The organism is Pseudomonas poae RE*1-1-14 (genome assembly GCF_000336465.1).
GTDB classification, from domain to species: domain Bacteria; phylum Pseudomonadota; class Gammaproteobacteria; order Pseudomonadales; family Pseudomonadaceae; genus Aquipseudomonas; species Aquipseudomonas poae.
The window spans coordinates 3664218-3681952 of record NC_020209.1; the positions used below are offsets into that span (position 1 = coordinate 3664218).

A 17735-nucleotide genomic window follows, 5' to 3' on the forward strand; every position below is an offset into this window, starting at 1 on the left:
GAACCTTGAAAAAACACTCACAGCGTCGCGTTTTCAGCTTTTTTTCTTCATTGATTCTTTTTTTATGATGAATCTTCTTACACGCATCGTGTAAATTCGCACGCGCTTGAATCAGCCATTTACTGACAAGCTGGCAGGGAAGCCAAAAAAAGACGCTGACGCGTAGGTTGTTCCCTGTCAGTTTCTGCCCTGTAAGGATACTGCCTTGAACACTTCCCACCTGCGCCGCTCGTTGCTGGCGCTGTCCGTCGCGGCTGCCGCTGCCACGGTCCATGCCGCACCCGCAGCCGACCTCAACTATGATCTGAGCACAGGGGCATACACCAGCTCCGGTGATGTTTTCAATAACGCCACCTTCAGCGGGACCTCGCAAAATGCAGGTGTAGTGCTGAACAACTTGACCCTGGCGGGCAACCTGGTCAACCAGGGCAAAATCAACCTGACGGCTGCGACCCCCACCTACTTCCCGTCCGGTATCGCCATGACCCTCGATTCCAACGTCGGTGGCGACGTGATAAATAATGGTGACATTACGGTGAGCGGCAACGCCGTCGTCGGGCTGGACGTGTATCTGGCGAAGATCGCCGGTGAAGTGAACAACAATGGCAACATCACTGTGACTGGCGAACAAGCCGAAGGCATGCTGATCACCTCAACCCAGGCGCGCGTCAATAACTCGGGCACTATCACCGCGCGTGGCATCGACTCTATCGGTATTGACGTCGAGAAGGCCCGCTTTACCGGTCAGATGACAGGCGCTCCCTTCCAGAGTGATATCAACAACAGCGGGACTATCTCCGCTGACGGGATCGGCATCCGCTTTCGCAGTCTCGACACTTCCGGCGGTTTCGACACCCTCTCCATCAGGCAAACAGGTGGCCTGATCGAAGGCGGCACTGCAGCAATTTCGGCGGACGACAATGCCTCCCCGTCGTACTTTTACTGGCAAGGTGGTCAGGTCAAGGGTGACCTGCTGGGCCTGAGTGGTGTGCTGGTACAAGGGGACGCAATGTTCGATGGCTCGACCATCCGCGCCGGTTTCGTCGATATCGACGGTGGCCGCCTGACGCTGCTTCGCCCGCAAACCACGATTGTGGGCGACCTCGATATGGACAGCGACACTGCGCGCCTGCGCCTGCTGCTGGATAACAACACGCTGCCCAACACGCCGATCCTGAAAGTCACCGGCAATACCTTCTTCTCTCCAGGCAGCCAGATCGAACTGCAGGCTCGCTCCGACGACTTCCGCACGTCGACCCAGGGCACCCGCTACACCCTCATCAACTCTGGCACCTGGGAAGAGCCGCAGAACCTGTCCGTGGTTTCCTCCTCGGCGCTGCTTGAGGTAAGGAACTTCGGCATTGAAGGCCAGGACGTGAAAGCACTGGTTGCCACTCGCAGTGATGAGGTGATCACGCAAGACCTGCTGGGTGCCCGTGGATCGCGCAACGCGGTGAACGCCATCAAGCCATTCAAGAACACGGTTCTGGGCCTGATGGACGAAAGCGATCCGGTATTCCAGAGTTTCGCCAACGCCACCACCCGTGAAGACCTGGCCAAACTTACCGAAACCCTGACCCCGGACGTCAGCCGTGGGGTGATCAACGCCGCCACCAACAGCCAGAACCTGGTCGCAGGTGCCATCAACCGCCGCGCCAGCAAAACCCGTAACGGTTTGTCCTCCGGAGACGTCCTGGCAGAAAAAGGCGTGTGGATACAGGCGCTGTCCAGCGATGCCAACCAGGACAGCCGCCACGGTATCGACGGCTACGACACCAACACCCACGGCATCGCCGTGGGTGCCGACGGCAAGCTCAACACCGACACCACCGTTGGCCTGGCTTACAGCTACCTGACCAGCGACGTCAAATCCGACCTCGGCAAAAAAACCGACGTGAGCGGTCATGCACTGACCCTGTACGGCAACTGGGCCCGCGACAACTTCTTTGTCGACACCTCGCTGATGTACGGCTGGAACGACAACGAGTCCAAACGCTACATCGCCGGCACTCGCGCCAAGGCCGACTACGACAGTGAGATCTTCGGCTTCAACGCACTGGCAGGCTATACGCTCCAGCTGGACAAGCAGTGGCTGCTCGAACCACAGGTCGGGGCGCGCTATGCCAATGTCTCGATTGATTCGTACCGTGAAAAAGGCAGCTCAGCCGCCCTCAACGTCGGCAGCCAGCGCTATGAAATCGGCGAAATGGGCCTGGGCGCTCGCCTGGCGGCCGCTTTTGACCTAGGTGCTGGCAGCCTGGAACCGGAAGCCAAGCTGATGGCCTGGCACGATTTCATCGGCGACAAAGCCGGCACCACTTCCACCTTCGTGCTCGGCGGCACCCCGTTCACCACCACAGGCACAACACCGGCGCGCGACAGCTACGAGCTGGGACTGGGCGCCAACTACCGCGTGGGCGCGTGGAGTGTGGGAGGGATGTACAACTACCTGACCAGCAGTGGTTTCGACGCCGACACCTTCACTGCGAACGTGCGTTACGACTTCTGATTAACGCCTTCGCCTGAAACAACAAAGCCGGCTGATGCGGGCTTTTTTGTTTCAGGCCGTGGGTAACGCCTACAGCGACTCACCCTACGGCGTCTCACACTTATACGAGTCAGCCCATCAGGAAGAACGCCATGTTCACGAGGAGCCTGCTGCTGAGTTTTTGCGCTGTTTTACTGGTTGGCTGCACGGGACGGGGCTTCCAACCGCCACCCGGGGACTACACACAGTGGTACAAAAAGGGGCTAACCCAATCGGGCGTTGACAACGCCATGCGTGCTTGCGGGTATACCAATCTTGATGGCGCAGGCGACAAGTCGCCGATTGATGTGGTGCTGACGCGCTTCTACTGCATGAAGGATGCGGGTTTTATCCGCACGGACGATCTGGACCTGTGCAAGCTAGGCCGTATTGGCGAATCGCCGGTGTGCGACGGCCGCCGTTAACCCATCACCAAAAGGACACTGGGAATGAACACTCTACGCAACGGACTGTATGGCGCCGCATTGGCCCTGGCGGCAACAGCGCTGGGCGGTTGCGCCTCCTCGGCCGCGATCACCGGCGAGCCTGGGGTAAACATGGGCGACAGCTATCAGAAGGTGCTCGCGGTGGTCAGCCGCAACAATACCGTGACCAAACAGGTCGATGGCCAAGGCTTCCGGGCGGAGGGTTACTCAGCAATGTTCAAGGACTGTCGCGTCAAGTACTTCCTGTTCCAGGACGCAGATGGTTTGCAGCGCGTGAGCTATGAGCCGGCGCCGCATCTGTCGGTCAGCGCCAACTGCCGTCAGCCTTAACTTCCCCCTGCGAGTCGATACCCGATGAGACTGTTGCCTGTAATCCCCGCCGTGCTGTTGCTAGCGCTCGGCGGCTGCGGCCAAGTGGCAAACGTGCGTTCGCTGTCCACTGGCTACGTGCCCCCGCAAGGCGGCGAGACTGCCCGTATCCGCCTGCTCACCGACGGCTTGGTGCGCGCCGTGCCGGGGCGTGACTGTCTCGACTGGAACGTGCCCGGCGCGGGGGTGATGGCGTCGGCGAAACCCGGCTTCCCCGACCATAACGGCGAAAACCTCGGCATTCCCGGACCGATCTTTTCGTGGGCCGGTGCGGTCTCGTCGGAGCTGGTGGTGCCGGCGAACAAGCCGATCGCGTTCCATTATCTGGGGCGCCTGCAATATTCCCGGCAGTGTGCCAGGACCATGACCTTCGTGCCTCGGCCTGGCGTGGACTACATGGTGCAGGCCACCATGTCGGCGAACTGTTCGTTCCAGCTGGATGAATTGGAGGCGGGTGGCAAACAGTGGGTCATGGCCCAACCGCAGCCAGCGGAGAAGGTGTCGATGTGCAACGCGACTGATAACTTGTAGACCGAAATCTGCGTGGGTTGAAGGCTGCGCGTGAAGTTATTCAAGACACATACCATACGGGAGATGGGCAAACAGTTATTACTGACATCTGCGCGGCTAAGCGCTCTCGATACCATGTCGGCATTCCTTATCCGGGACAGGGTATCGATGGAGCTTTCTCACATATGTACAATGTGCGCCATTAACAATGCCATTAATGACGTAGTAAAGATCACTATCAACTCTTATTTTTTACAATAAAATCAGATAGTTGACGAAAAACCTCACTCCCACTCGAACATAAACAACCATAAAAAGTCTTTAAAAATCATATTTTTATTTTAATTTTTTCAGCTGATACCACGAAAAATGCCATTAACGAAAAGCTGTTTTCGCACGCATTGCATTACTCATGCAGTTCGGTCATCGGTTAGGAGCAAAAACTTGCGTCACATATTTTTCCGTTATTCGAGTTGATTGGTGACCATCTCTACGCCGCCGCCCCATTCAGCCAGGACTTCGGCACCGCATGCGGAGCAGGCCTTAGTCAGCTCGGGCGATGATTAAGGCAGATGCAAGTTGGCCATACACGGTGCAGCTATACACGCAGAGAACAAGCGGATTAGTGCTGGACGACATGGCTGACTTTTCCCGAATTACTGCGCGGCCAGCCGCACGTCCAGCCCCGACTCGTCATCGAGGTCGAGTTTGCGCAATGCTTCAAGCACTGCCTCGGAATGGTCGCGGGCCTGAACACCTTCAAACCGTTTGCCTTCCTGGTACACCTCCCAATGTTTCATCGTATTGCCTCTTCTTTCCTCTTTTAGTTCAAATAGCCCTTGCTGGAGCCCAAGCCTGACGGCATGTAGGAAAACTTCCTGCAACACCGTAAACAGCGGCGCAAGATCTACCGGGACATTTCACCTGCGAGACCATAAGACCGTGCGCCGCATCAACAGGGCAAATGCCTCGTGCGCTACGAACCCCTAAGATCAGCACAACCCCGCTAATGAGGCGCGAGCATTCCTCGATATGCTCGATCCAGGTATTAATATCTAGCAAACTATCTGATTCGCTTGCCTCAGCACTCGCAATACGCGTGAAGATCGTCACATTCCTGAGCGTTTTCCTGAGCGTTGTTATCGCAGCCTTGCCCGTCACGGAACTTTCGGGCTAAGCCTCCATCAGAGCGTATGACTAAATGTAGGAACTTTCGTTTTCTGCTCGTCGAAACCTTTACATTTTTCTATTTTCTTCAGTGCCACTGCCGTTCCAGGCGGTTCACTTATTGTGCCTCTGATTCTGATCACAAGGATGTGAAATGCCTGCGGACTCACGCTGCCCACTGCACAAGCTTGGCCCCTCTCGATATGTCGTGGGGCTGGCCCGCTTGTCGTCGATGAATGCAAGACACCTCGCGCTGACGGCGCTGGCAGTGTGGACACTCTTTACGACCGCCACCGCTCAGGCTGCCGGGCCTGAAGAGGAATTACTGCGTCAGCAGGAGCGTGAACGCGCGCTGCGTGATCAACTGGAATCGCGGCCCGATGTGCGTCTTCAGGCACCTTCGCTCGACGAAGGCGGCTCTCGTCTTCCCGTAAAAGAAGCGCCCTGCTTCGCCATTAAAGACATCCGCCTGATTGGCGACGCATCCGAGAAGTTTCAATGGGCGCTGAAGGCCGCCAACCCCGAGGAAGACCCCGCAGTGGGGCGTTGCCTGGGTGGCGCGGGCATCAACATGACGATGAAGCGCATGCAGAATGTGATCATCCAGGCGGGATTTGTCACCACCCGCGTGCTTGCCGAAGCGCAGGACCTCAACAGCGGAATTCTGGTGCTGACAATCGTGCCGGGGCGCATCCGCGAAATCCGCTTTGCCGAAGGCACCAGCCGTCGCGCAACCCTATGGAATGCGATGCCTGCCAACCCCGGCGACCTGCTTAACCTGCGCGATATCGAACAGGCGCTGGAAAACTTCAAGCGCGTGCCCACTGCCGATGCCGACATTCAGATCACACCCACCTTGGCGGCTGATGCCAAGCCCGGCGAAAGCGATGTGGTGATCAAATGGAGCCAGCAGTTTCCGGCCCGCGTGAGCCTGTCCGTCGACAACTCGGGCAGCAAATCCACAGGCAAGTATCAGGGCAATGTGTCGCTGTCGCTGGACAACCTGCTATCGCTCAACGATTTGTTCTACGCCAGCTTCAACCACGACCTGGGCGGCGGCGAGTCCGGCCGACACGGCTCCAATGGCAATACGCTCCACTACTCGCTGCCGATGGGTTACTGGCAACTGGCGTTCACCACCAGCGAGTATAACTACGAGCAGTCGGTCGCCGGCGCCACCCAGACGTACCAGTATCGAGGCGAAAGCCGTACCAACGATCTGCGCCTGTCTCGCCTGCTTTACCGCGATGCCGTGCGCAAGACCACGGCGTGGGGTGGCCTGTGGACACGGTCTTCTGAAAACTTCATCGACGACACCGAGATCGGCAACCAGGATCGGCGCATGGCGGGCTGGCAGCTCGGCCTAGATCACCGGGAATTTATCGGCACCTCTATTCTGGACCTTGGCGTCGCCTACCGTCGCGGCACCGGCGCACATGACTCGCTGCCGGCCCCCGAAGAAGCCTCTGGTGCAGGCACATCCCGCTCGCAGATCATCACCGCCGACGCCCAGCTGCAAGTGCCATTCGCCCTCAGCGACCAGCGCCTGCGCTATATCGGCAGTTGGCGGTCGCAATGGAACCGCACACCGTTGGTGCCGCAAGACCGCTTCTCGATTGGCGGACGCTACAGCGTGCGCGGGTTTGACGGCGAAAATATTCTTTCTGCCGATCGCGGCTGGACACTGCGCAACGAAGTAGGCCTGGCGCTGGGGCAAACCGGCCAGGAGCTTTACACCGGTGTCGACTACGGCGAAGTCAGCGGTCAGGCCAGTAAGTTCCTGATTGGTAAACGACTGGCGGGGGCTGTGGTGGGTGTGCGTGGTGGTTACAAGGGCCTGTCTTATGACTGGTCGGTAGGCACGCCGCTCAAGAAGCCCGATGGCTTCAAGACCGCCAACGTGACCAGCGACTTTACCGTCATCTGGTCGTTCTGAGGGGTAATGCCATGCGTTTTGAAACCCTGGACATCACGGCACCCGGCCTGATCGACGAGCCTTGGAACGAGGCGGCAGTGCTGGGCTCGGTCACTTGGTTGTGGATGCATTCCAGCGCTCACCGTGATGCGCCACTGCACAGCTTACCGACACTTCTGCTGCCGGCGCTCAAGCATCGCCAATTCGTGCTGGGCAGCGAGCACGGCAAGCCGGTGTGCTACCTCTCTTGGCTTAACGTCGATGAAGCAGCAGAACAGCGCTATTTGCAGCAATCACCGTTGACATTGAGCGACGTGGACTGGAATTGCGGCGAGCGCCTCTGGCTCAACGACTGGATCGCGCCGTTTGGCCATACGGCCACCTTTACCAGAATCCTCCAGCGCCACCTGTTCGCCAACCGATGCGGTCGCGCGCTGTATCACCGGGGCGACGAGCGAGGCCTGCAAATCAAGACATTCCAGGGCATCGGTGTGATCCCTGAACAGGCCAGAGCCTGGTTTGCAGCTCACCCGGTTGCCACAGCACCGTAACTTCAACTTTTGTATCGCGGGCCGGCTCCGCAAATGGAATTGCTATGAACAAGCACCTGTACCGAATTGTTTTCAACAAGGCACGCGGGCTGTTGATGGTGGTGGCGGAGAACGTCACCAGCCAGGTCAAGGCGCCGGGCACTCGCGTCAGCCTCACCACCGCCGACGCGGGCTGCACGGCAACGCTCGGGCCGATGCGTTTTGCATTGATGATCGCGCTCGGGCTGGTGTCATGGAGCACTGTACCGGCGTGGGCGGCGGGCACGATTGTGGCCGATCCGACTGCCGCAGCCGGCCAGCGTCCGACGGTGATTCAAAGCGCCAACGGCACGCCGCAGGTGAATATTCAGGCGCCCAGCGCGGCCGGGGTTTCGCGTAACACCTACAATCAATTCGATGTCGACCCGCGCGGCGTCATCCTCAACAACAGCGGCGCCAACACCCAAACGCAACTGGGTGGCTGGATCGAAGGCAACGCAGCGATGGCCAAAGGCAGCGCGCGGGTCATCCTCAATGAGGTCAACGCCAGCAACCCCAGCCAGTTACGCGGCTATGTCGAAGTCGCCGGGCAACGCGCCCAAGTGGTCATCGCCAACCCGGCCGGCATTACCTGCGACGGTTGCGGCTTCATCAACGCCAACCGTGCGACCCTGAGCACCGGTCAGGTGCAGCTGGAGAACGGCAGCATCAGCGGCTACACCGTGAACGGCGGCACCCTGAACATTCAGGGCAAGGGCCTTGATAGCCGCGACGCCGATTACACCGACCTGATTGCCCGTACCGTGCAGGTCAATGCGGGTATCTGGGCCAATGACCTTAAGGTCACTGCCGGACGCAATCAGGTCAACGCCGATAACACCCAGGCCAAGCCTCAGGCCGGCGCCGACGGCGACAAGCCAGCCGTCGGCATCGACGTGGCGCAATTGGGCGGAATGTACGCCGGGAAGATCGTGCTGGTGGGGACCGAATCGGGTGTCGGCATGCGCAATGCCGGGCAAATTGGCGCCATGGCGGGTGAAGTGGTCGTCAGCGCAGACGGCAAACTGCACAACATGGGCACAATCAGCGGCACCACGGCCACCCGTATCACTGCCACAAGCGTTGACAATAGCGGCTCGCTTTACGCCAAGGGCGATTTGAACCTCACCAGCTCCGGGGATATCGACAACAGCGGCACGATTGCCAGCCAGAATCAAACAACCCTCAGCGCCAAATCGATTCGTAGCACCCAGGGCTCAAGCCTGGCGGCGGGCACAGGCGTGGACGGCAAACTGGGCAGCAGCGGCAACCTTGCGGTGCGCGCCACCCACGTCAAAGCGCAGGGTCAAAACCTGGCGGCAGGCGATGTCAGCATCCAGGCCGATGATCTGGACCTCAGCGGCAGCCAGACTCAAGGCCGCAATGTCACCCTGACCGCCAACAACGGCGATAGCAATCTCAGTGGCAGCCGCGTGGATGCCAGCCAGACCCTCGCGGCCAACGCGACAAAAACCCTGCGCACAGACAGCGCCAGCGTCAACGCCGACAACCTGCAACTGAACGCCGGTGATCTGTCCAACGTCGGCGGCGAGCTGGTGCAGACCGGCGTCGCCGACACATCGATAAACGCCACCGTGAGCCTCGACAACCGTAGCGGACGAATTGCCTCAAACGCGACCAATACCCGGATCAGCGCCGGTCGCATCGACAACGGCAGCGGCAGCATCGAACACGCAGGCAAGGGTTCGCTGGGCATTCAGGCCAACCAACTCGGCAGTACCAAAGGCAGCATTGCCAGTAATGGCAGCGTGTCGATCAAGGCTGACGACGTGGTGCTGGATGAAGGTCTGGCCCAGGGCCAACAGCTCACGCTCCAGGCCCGCACCCTGTCCAATCAATACGGGCGCATTCTGCAAACGGGGCTGGAGCCTTTACAGATCAATGTCAGCGAGCAATTCAACAATCAGAACGGCCAGGTCAGCAGCCCTGGCGCTGTGGTGATCGACGTTGGCACGCTGAATAATCAGAACGGCAAAGTTGTTGCAACCGACGGCGGCCTGCTGACGGTGACCGCCAGTGATTTGATCGACAACAGCGGCGGAACGCTGGCTGCCAGCGGCGGCGCTGAACTGAGCGGCGCGCGCCTGGAAAATGCTCAGGGCACCCTCAGCGCCGGCAGCACGCTGCAAGCCCGCTTCGGTCAACTGAACAATATCGGCGGCACGCTCGCCTCGACCCAGCGCATGGCGATCATCGCCGGACAATTCAACAACACCCATGGCGTGCTGGGTTCGGTGCAGTCCGGGCTGTCGGTGAACGTGACCGATGGCGCACTGAACAACGACGCAGGGCGTCTCGAAGCCCAGGGCGACATCGCCGTGGCGGCGCAAGGTGTGAACAACCACAGCGGTGTGATCAGTGGCCTGGCACTGGACCTCAACAGCAACGGCAATCTGTTTGACAACAGCGATGGCACGCTCGACGCACGCGCCACGCTCGACTTGCGCAGCGGCGAATTGCGTAACGCGGCGGGCTTGATTCAGTCTGCAGGCAAACTGTTTATCGACACCGGAAATCAGGCCGTCAATAACCTCGACTCCGGCACCACCAAAGGCATCAGCGGTCAGGATGCCGTGGAAATCCGCAGCGCCAGCGTCAATAACAGCACTGGTTTTTTGAGTACTAAGGGCAATCTGTTGCTCACCGCCAGCGACGTGGTCAACACCAACGGCGGCCAAATCATTGGCGAGAAAACCGTACACGTCGACGGCGCACGCCTGGATAACCGTGGCGGCCAGTTGCAAAGCCTCGGCGACGTCGAGCTGGCACTGGGTCAGGCCCTCATCAATCAGGGTGGGCTGGTCCGCAGTGCAGGCGCGTTGAACCTGAGCACCGATGTGCTCGACAACAGCGCCACCCAGGGCACCAACCTAGGCCTTGAAGGCCGCAGCATGAACCTGGCGGTCAACACCTTCAACAACCAGACCGGTGCCGTGCGCACTGATGAAGGCCTGCTGCTGGGCGTGAGCCAAACGCTGAATAACCAGAGCGGGCTGATCTCTTCGACCGGTGACCTGACCATCCGCGACCGCGATACCGCGCAGCGTCGCCAATCGGTGAATAACCTCGACGGCACGCTGATTGCGGGCAAGCTGCTGTCGCTCAACGCCGCGTATTACAGCGGCACGGGCCGGGTGCTGAGCCTGGGTGACATCAACTTCAGGTTGCAGAGCGGCCTTGATTTGAGCGGGCAGATTCAGGCCAACAACAACGTTGATCTGAGCACCGCCGGGGCGCTCAACAACACCGGGCGTTTGCTGGCGGGCAAGTCCCTGCTAGTCAGCGCGCAGACGCTCGACAACAGCGCCAACGCCGAAATCAGCGCGGGCCAGGTTCGTCTGAACGTCGCTGACACCCTGACCAACCGCGGGCTGATCGACGGCCAGCAAGTCCGCGTGCAGGCAGCGACGCTGAATAACCTCGGCACCGCGCGCCTGTATGGCGACCAACTGGCGATAGCCACCTCGACGTTGAACAACCTCGATGAAAATGGCACCGCAGCAACGATAGCAGCCCGTGAATCACTGAATATCGGCACCTCAACCCTGAATAACCGCGAGCAATCGCTGGTCTTCAGTGCTGGCGACCTCGCCATTGGCGGGACCTTGAGCGCGCTCGATACCGCCGAGGGTCGCGCTCAATTACTGACCAATGCCAGCGCGACCCTCGAAGCGCTTGGCGATCTGTCTTTGAACGTACAAAGCGTGCGCAACACCAACGAACATTTCAGCACGCGCGATGTTGAGGTCAGTCGAACACCCGAGCAGGAGTTTCAACTCACCGGCTCGACCAACCGCTACCAAGCCAACGAGATCTCCCTACGTCACGATGAGGTGAATTACCTGGTCACCCCCGAGGGCCAGCGCGACAACTGGAACCGCTACGACTACACCCGCGTCGTCAACGAAACCCAGATCGCCACCTCGGCCCCGGCGCAGATCCTGTCTGGCGGGACAATGCAGATCAGCGCCGGCGACGTGCTCAACGACAAGAGCCGCATCATCGCCGGCGGACTATTGCAGGCAGACGTCACCAGCCTGACCAACACCGAAGTGTCGGGCCAGCGCACCACCGTCGACAGCGGCAGCGTCACCAACTTCTACCGCATCCAGCGCAAGGGCCGCGACCGGCAAGGCGCGAACACCGCAGCCTATACCCCTGCCCCGCTGATTCAGGATATCTCCCTGCAACCTACCGTCTTCGCGCAGAACACAGCGGTCAGCGGCACGGGCACCCAGATCAGCGCACGCGGTACTCAGGCCGTCGGTCAGCAGATCGCTTCCACCGGTACGGTCAGCGCTCCGGCCGCCCGTACCTTTCAAGTAGCTCCGATCGTTCAGGTCGCAGCGCAGACCACCCAGAACGCACAAGGCGTGGCCGAGCAAATTCGCACCGGGGGCCCGTCTCTGGAATTGCCGAATAACAGCCTGTTCACCACCCATCCGCAGACCACCAGCAATTACCTGGTCGAAACAGATCCGCGTTTCGCCAGCTATCGCACCTGGCTGTCGTCGGATTACATGCTGGAGCGCTTGCAAGTCGACCCTGCCTTGACCCAGCAGCGCCTCGGCGATGGCTTCTATGAGCAGAAACTGATTCGCGAACAGGTCGCGCAACTGACGGGGCGACGCTTTCTCGACGGCTACGCCAACGACGAAGCGCAATACCGGGCGCTGATCGACAACGCCGTCACCCTGGCCAATCAATGGCAACTGGTGCCCGGCGTCGAGCTGTCCCCCGAGCAGATGGCGCAACTGACCAGCGACATCGTCTGGCTGGTGCAAAAAAAGGTCACCCTCGCCAACGGCGAAACCCGCAACGTGCTGGTGCCACAGGTCTACGTGCGGGTGCAGGAAAGCGACCTCAACGGCTCCGGCTCACTGATCGCCGGGCAACGTCTGAACCTGAATATTGCAGGCGATCTGGTCAACAGCGGCAGCCTGGCCGGGCGCAGCGTGATGGCGATTACCGCGCAGAACATCGAAAACCTCGGCGGACGCATCCAGGCCGACAAGGTCTCCCTGACGGCACGGGACAACCTCGACAACCTCGGCGGCCTGATCGGCGCCACCGATACCCTGGCGATCAATGCAGGGCAAAACGTCAACGTTGTGTCCAACAGCCGTGACAGCAGCAGCACCCAGGGTACGCGCACCAATCTCTCGCGGGTGGCCGGGCTGTTTGTCAGCGGTGCTGGCGGCACCATGGACGTCAACGCGGGCAAAGACCTCAACCTGACCGGCGCTCAGGTGGTCAACGCAGGCGCCGGCGGCAGTACCTCGCTGCAAGCAGGCAACAACATCAACCTGACCACCGTTGGCGAAGCCCATCAGCAATCGGTTAACTGGAACGGCAGCAACTGGCGCAAAGACGCCAGCCAGACCGAAGCCGGCTCAACCATTCAAGGCCAAGGCGATGTGCGCCTCAGTGCCGGGCAGGACCTCAATGCCCGAGGCGCAAGCGTCACCAGTCAGCAAGGTGCAATCATCGCCGACGCCGGGCGCGACGTGAACCTGACCGCAGCGCAAAACACCCAGTTCGCCGATGAAGCGCACAAATTCAAAGGCAGCAACGGCCTGTTCTCCAGCAAGACCACCACCACACGCGACACCGTCAACCAGACCCAGGCGCAGGGCTCGACGCTGAGTGCCGAGAAAACCTATGTGCAGGCCGGTCGCGACATCAACGTCAGCGGCAGCAACGTGGTGTCCACCACCCAGACCATTCTGGTGGCTGACAACAACATCAATATCGAAGCCGCGACGGAAAGCAGCAGCGAACGTCACGACAAGTCAGTCAAGAAAAGCGGCCTGTTCAGCGGCGGCGGCATCGCGGTCACGCTCGGCACCCAGCAGCAGACGGTCAAGGACCTCACCACCAGCCAGACCGCAGCGGCGAGTACCGTGGGCTCGACCAAGGGCGATGTGCTGATGGAAGCGGGCAAAGGCTACTGCCAGGTGGGCAGCCAGGTGAGCGCGCCCGAAGGCAGCGTCGATATCACCGGGCAAACCATCGATGTCGTTGAAGCCCGCAACACCAGCAAGCGCGAACGTGAAACCCTGTTCAAACAGACCGGGTTCACTCTGACGGTCACTAACCCTGTCATCAGTGCAATCCAGACCACCCAGCAGATGAAGCAGGCATCGGAGAAAACCGATGACGGGCGCATGAAGGCGCTGGCAGCGGCCACGGTCCTGCTGGCCGGTAACAACGCCGCCACGGCGGTGGCAATGGACCCTGGCGCGGCAGGTGGTATCAACATCAGCCTGTCGCTGGGCACCAAGAAGAACGAAAGCAAAACCACCCAGACCGGCGACAGCGCCGCCGGTTCGACCATCACCGCCGGTCAAGATGTGCGCCTGCGCGCGACCGGCGCAGGTGCAGACAGCAACATCACGGTCCAAGGCAGCCAGATCAAGGCCGGGCGTGACGCCAGCCTGATGGCCGACGGCGACATCAACCTGCTCGCCGCCAACAACACCAGCCAGCAAAACACCGACAGCAAAGGCAGCAGCGCCAGCATCGGTATCGGCCTCTCGCTGGGCGGTAGCAGAAACGGCTTTACCCTGGACCTGGGCGCCACCGGAAACCGGGGCCAGGCTGACGGCGACGAGCTGACCCATACCAATACCAAAGTGGAGGCTGGCAACCAGTTGCTGCTGTCATCCGGCGGCGACACTCAGCTTAAGGGGGCGGTGGCCAGTGGCAAAAAAGTCATCGCCGACGTCGGCGGCGATCTTAATATCGAAAGCCTGCAAGACACCAACACGTACAAAGTCGATGAAAAGAGCCTGGGCATCGGCATCAGTCTTTGTATTCCACCGTTCTGCTACGGCATGAGCTCGATAAGCGGTGCCAGCGCAAACTTTGGCGCAACCAACATCGACTCCAACTATGCCAGCGTCACCGAGCAGTCAGGCATCAAGGCTGGCGATGACGGTTTCGACATCAACGTGCGGGGCAACACCGATTTGGTCGGCGCCGTGATCGCCAGCAGTGACAAGGCCGTGCAGGACGGCAAAAACAGCCTGGTCACATCCAGCCTCACCAGCCGCGACATCAAGAACAAGGCGGATTACGACGCCAATACCGTCAGCCTGGGCGGCGGCTACAACGAAGTCGGCAAGGACCAGAAGGGCAACGCGCAGACTGGCGGCAAGGTTAACCCGGGCACCGACCTGGCCAAAAACGAGAACAAGATCGGCGCCAATATGCCGATCGCCATCAGCGCCAGCGACAAGGCAAGCAGCGTGACACGCAGCGGCATCAGTGGCGGTGCCGTCGTCATTACCGACGACGCCGAGCAGCAGAAACGCACCGGCCAGACCGCTGAACAAACCGTCGCCAGCCTCAACCGTGATGTGTCCAGTGATCGCGATGGCAGCAACTCGCTCAAACCGATCTTCGACGAAGATGAAATCCGCGCCGGTTTTGAGATCGTCAGCGCGTTCTCCAACGAAGCCAGTACCTTCCTTGCGAACAAAGCCAGGGAAGCGGACCTCAAACGCCAACAGGCAAAAGAGCTGCAGTCAAAAGCAGACAATCGTGACACGCCAATGAGTGACGCTGCGCGCCTGCAACTGCAGCTCCAGGCGCGGGAGTACTCGGCACAGGCCAACGCGATCTCCGAAAACTGGGGCGCAGGCGGCACCTATCGCCAGATCACCACCGCCCTGATCGGTGCTGCAGGCGGCAATATCAGCGCGGGCAACGCTGCCTTCGTGCAAGGCCTGGTGGTCAATTATGTGCAGCAACGGGGCGCCGGCTACATCGGCGACCTGGTGGCCAAAGGCGAACTCACCGAAGGCTCGCCACTGCACGCGGCACTGCACGGCATCGTCGCTTGCGCCGGTGCCGCCGCCAGCAGTCAAAGTTGCGGCAGCGGCGCGGCAGGCGCGGCGGCATCAAGCCTGCTCACCGGCCTGTTCTCACAAAGCAGCCCCGACGAAAGCGAAGAACAACGCGAAGCCAAGCGCAACCTGATCGTCAGCCTGGTGACCGGCCTGGCAGCGACCAGCGCCTCCATCGACCCGACCACCGCCAATACCGCGGCGGGTGCGGCGGTGGATAACAACTGGCTGGCGACTCAGCAGATCGTGCAGTTCAAGAAGGAATACGACGAAGCAAAAGGCCTGATTGCCGCTGGCAAAGTCGTTGCCAAATGGTCGTACATCAGCGGCAGGCAGGATGTTCTGACCCAGTTCGGCATCGGCAAGGGGTTGGCCCAGTCAGGCTGGAATGACGTCACGGGCCTCGCCGAATTTGTTGCGCACCCCATCGAAGGGCTTACTGGCCTTGGCCAACTGATTAATAACCCGGAGGCCAGAAAGCAGTTTGGCGACAGCGTCGTCAACGAACTCAACGTCAAGATAGAAACGATCAAGACCGCGCTGGAAGTCGGCGGCGACGAAAACGCCGAAGCCTTGGGCAAGGCCATCGGCGAAATCGCCTGGCAGGTCGGCAGCATTGCAACGGGCGTCGGCGGGGCTGCGAAAGGTGGCGTGGCGCTGGCCAAGGCGGGGATCAAGGTTGGAGCGCAGCAGCTTGAAAAGATGGCTGAGGTGGCGAGCCTCGCCAAATTCGACAAGCTTGTAGCACGCGGCGGGCAGTTCAACCCTAACGGCACCCCGCTGATGGACTTCCGCGCTATGACCAACGCGCAGAAGAGCATCGTCGGGGACATCATGGGTGGCGAGCAAATCAAGACGTTGGTGCCCGGCGCTGAAAAAATTGGCCGGGCTCCCGATATTGGCCAGACAGGCATTGACGATTTGTACAAGGTAGATAAGCCTGGTGTTGACTACCTGATTGTTGAGTACAAATTTGGCTCGTCCAAGCTGAAGCCCACCCGAGATGGGCTGCAGATGAGTGATGATTGGTTGCAGGGCACAACCACTAACTATGACCGTATACTTGAGTCTGTGGGAGGTAATGCCCAAGCGGCAGAAAATATAGACAATGCCTTGCTAGCTGGCCGTGTTGAAAAATGGCTAGTTCATACTGACCCGTTTGGTAATGTGACTGTGGGTGTTCTAGACAAAAGTGGAAAATTTGTTGTAGACCCCATAAAAACTTCTAAGCTTATAGGAGCAGATAAATGATACGCGCCCCTCTTGGCGATATCAGCTACTGGAGCCGAGTAGTCAATGATAATGACGACTACATCAAAAGTTCTCAACGGACTCTCAAGGAGCCCGCTGGTGATCCTGACTACGCGCCTCAATACGCGTATAAGCTTGCCCAAAAACACTGGCATCAGATCCTGCGCAAATACTCAGCCGGATACTCAGTAACTGACTTGGCGCATTACTTCCCCGGTCTGTTAGACGCTTGGGAAGAAGCTGAGCGTCTCGGAGCAGCAGTGTGGACTGCAGAGCAGCAATTCACCCGGCACCACTGGCGCGTCAACTACGACCACTACATCATTTGCTTCTGGCTGGTCGGCTTGGCACTCGCACTCGATATTCCAGACAAGCAATGGCATCGCTTGCTGGCCTTGATCGGCAATGATGGCGAAGACGTACTTCTTGATCGGATCATTGCCAGCCGCAGTCCAGACCGCAAGATAGGAGCCGTGCTTCTATATCCCAAGCCGTATGGTCGTTTGTTGAAGGCCGTGGATGCACCCGCAGACTCTCAGCCGCCGCTGCTCAACGCCTTTGTCGAGCACTGGTATCTGGAAGTGCGCACTGGCGCGAAATCCGGATCAGACCCGCAAGCGGTCAGCTATCGACATCCTTATTGGTATACCTATGGCGACCAGAACTTTGAAGGCGGGGCTTATTTTGGTCGTTGGTGTGTAGAGGCCGTGGCTGCCGTGAAGGCGTTTGGAATGGATGACTCGCCATGTCTAGGTCAAGAGCATTATCCGGGAGACCTTTTGAGACCTGATGGCCCTGGCACTCACCCGGCAAGAGAGACAACAGAGCCACATCCACCGTTGGCTTCAGCAAAGAAAGCCGGCTTTTGGGCCCGAATTTTCACCCGGTCCAGTGATAGATAAGCGCCAGTGTGATCAAGCAAGACACGGCTATCGCAAGGCACGCACCCGCCGAGAAGTGCCAACGTCGATGCCGGAGATGGGAGGAATAAAGTGCTTTGAACTTGGTTTGATTCACCGACAGATGAATGCCTTCAAAGCTTTCACGTCAGCAAGAATAAGCCCTTATCGCGGGCATGAAAAAACCGGCAAAAGCCGGTTTTTTTCATGC

Annotated in this window: 9 protein-coding genes; 8 read left to right on the forward strand and 1 reads right to left on the reverse strand. The window is 59.6% G+C overall.

Translation table 11 applies throughout. The annotated features are described in order from the left end of the window. Positions 1 to 205 precede the first annotated feature (205 nt). From H045_RS15995 to H045_RS16010, 4 genes are all read left to right on the forward strand, one after another. Positions 206 to 2509: an autotransporter family protein gene (locus tag H045_RS15995; RefSeq protein WP_015372897.1), complete on the forward strand. Its 2304-nt coding sequence runs from the start codon at positions 206 to 208 to the stop codon at positions 2507 to 2509. Between the two features lie 131 nt (positions 2510 to 2640). Continuing rightward, complete coding sequence (locus H045_RS16000; protein WP_015372898.1) at positions 2641 to 2952, forward strand: hypothetical protein; 312 nt, start codon at positions 2641 to 2643, stop codon at positions 2950 to 2952. 24 nt (positions 2953 to 2976) lie between these two features. Further along, complete coding sequence (locus tag H045_RS16005) at positions 2977 to 3303, forward strand: hypothetical protein (RefSeq protein ID WP_015372899.1); 327 nt, start codon at positions 2977 to 2979, stop codon at positions 3301 to 3303. Positions 3304 to 3327: 24 nt separating this feature from the next. Further along, positions 3328 to 3873: a hypothetical protein gene (locus tag H045_RS16010; RefSeq protein ID WP_049818592.1), complete on the forward strand. Its 546-nt coding sequence runs from the start codon at positions 3328 to 3330 to the stop codon at positions 3871 to 3873. A 635-nt stretch (positions 3874 to 4508) separates the two neighbouring features. Here H045_RS16010 and H045_RS25110 read toward each other — a convergent pair. Further along, positions 4509 to 4652, reverse strand: coding sequence for a hypothetical protein (locus H045_RS25110; protein WP_157169964.1), 144 nt, complete (start codon positions 4650 to 4652; stop codon positions 4509 to 4511). A 599-nt stretch (positions 4653 to 5251) separates the two neighbouring features. Between H045_RS25110 and H045_RS16015 the strand changes: the two genes are divergently transcribed. From H045_RS16015 to H045_RS16030, 4 genes are read left to right on the forward strand one after another with little or no spacing between them, the layout of a single operon-like run. Continuing rightward, positions 5252 to 6955: a ShlB/FhaC/HecB family hemolysin secretion/activation protein gene (locus H045_RS16015; protein WP_015372901.1), complete on the forward strand. Its 1704-nt coding sequence runs from the start codon at positions 5252 to 5254 to the stop codon at positions 6953 to 6955. 11 nt (positions 6956 to 6966) lie between these two features. Then, the gene (locus H045_RS16020) at positions 6967 to 7485 is read left to right on the forward strand and encodes a toxin-activating lysine-acyltransferase (protein WP_015372902.1); all 519 of its coding nucleotides are present in this window, start codon (positions 6967 to 6969) and stop codon (positions 7483 to 7485) included. A gap of 44 nt (positions 7486 to 7529) precedes the next feature. Continuing rightward, positions 7530 to 16625 (forward strand): hemagglutinin repeat-containing protein, encoded by a 9096-nt coding sequence (locus tag H045_RS16025; RefSeq protein ID WP_015372903.1) that lies wholly within the window; start codon positions 7530 to 7532, stop codon positions 16623 to 16625. After that, the gene (locus tag H045_RS16030) at positions 16622 to 17527 is read left to right on the forward strand and encodes a PoNe immunity protein domain-containing protein (protein ID WP_015372904.1); all 906 of its coding nucleotides are present in this window, start codon (positions 16622 to 16624) and stop codon (positions 17525 to 17527) included. The genes H045_RS16025 and H045_RS16030 overlap by 4 nt, the downstream gene beginning before the upstream one ends. The last annotated feature ends 208 nt before the right edge of the window (positions 17528 to 17735 follow it).

Excerpts from the sequence above, each read along its gene's own strand:
- H045_RS16000 (WP_015372898.1), top strand. The coding sequence starts at position 2,641 with ATGTTCACGAGGAGCCTGCTGCTGAGTTTTTGCGCTGTTTTACTGGTT.
- H045_RS16005 (WP_015372899.1), top strand. The coding sequence starts at position 2,977 with ATGAACACTCTACGCAACGGACTGTATGGCGCCGCATTGGCCCTGGCG.
- H045_RS16010 (WP_049818592.1), top strand. The coding sequence starts at position 3,328 with ATGAGACTGTTGCCTGTAATCCCCGCCGTGCTGTTGCTAGCGCTCGGC.
- H045_RS25110 (WP_157169964.1), bottom strand. The coding sequence starts at position 4,652 with ATGAAACATTGGGAGGTGTACCAGGAAGGCAAACGGTTTGAAGGTGTT.
- H045_RS16015 (WP_015372901.1), top strand. The coding sequence starts at position 5,252 with ATGAATGCAAGACACCTCGCGCTGACGGCGCTGGCAGTGTGGACACTC.
- H045_RS16020 (WP_015372902.1), top strand. The coding sequence starts at position 6,967 with ATGCGTTTTGAAACCCTGGACATCACGGCACCCGGCCTGATCGACGAG.
- H045_RS16025 (WP_015372903.1), top strand. The coding sequence starts at position 7,530 with ATGAACAAGCACCTGTACCGAATTGTTTTCAACAAGGCACGCGGGCTG.
- H045_RS16030 (WP_015372904.1), top strand. The coding sequence starts at position 16,622 with ATGATACGCGCCCCTCTTGGCGATATCAGCTACTGGAGCCGAGTAGTC.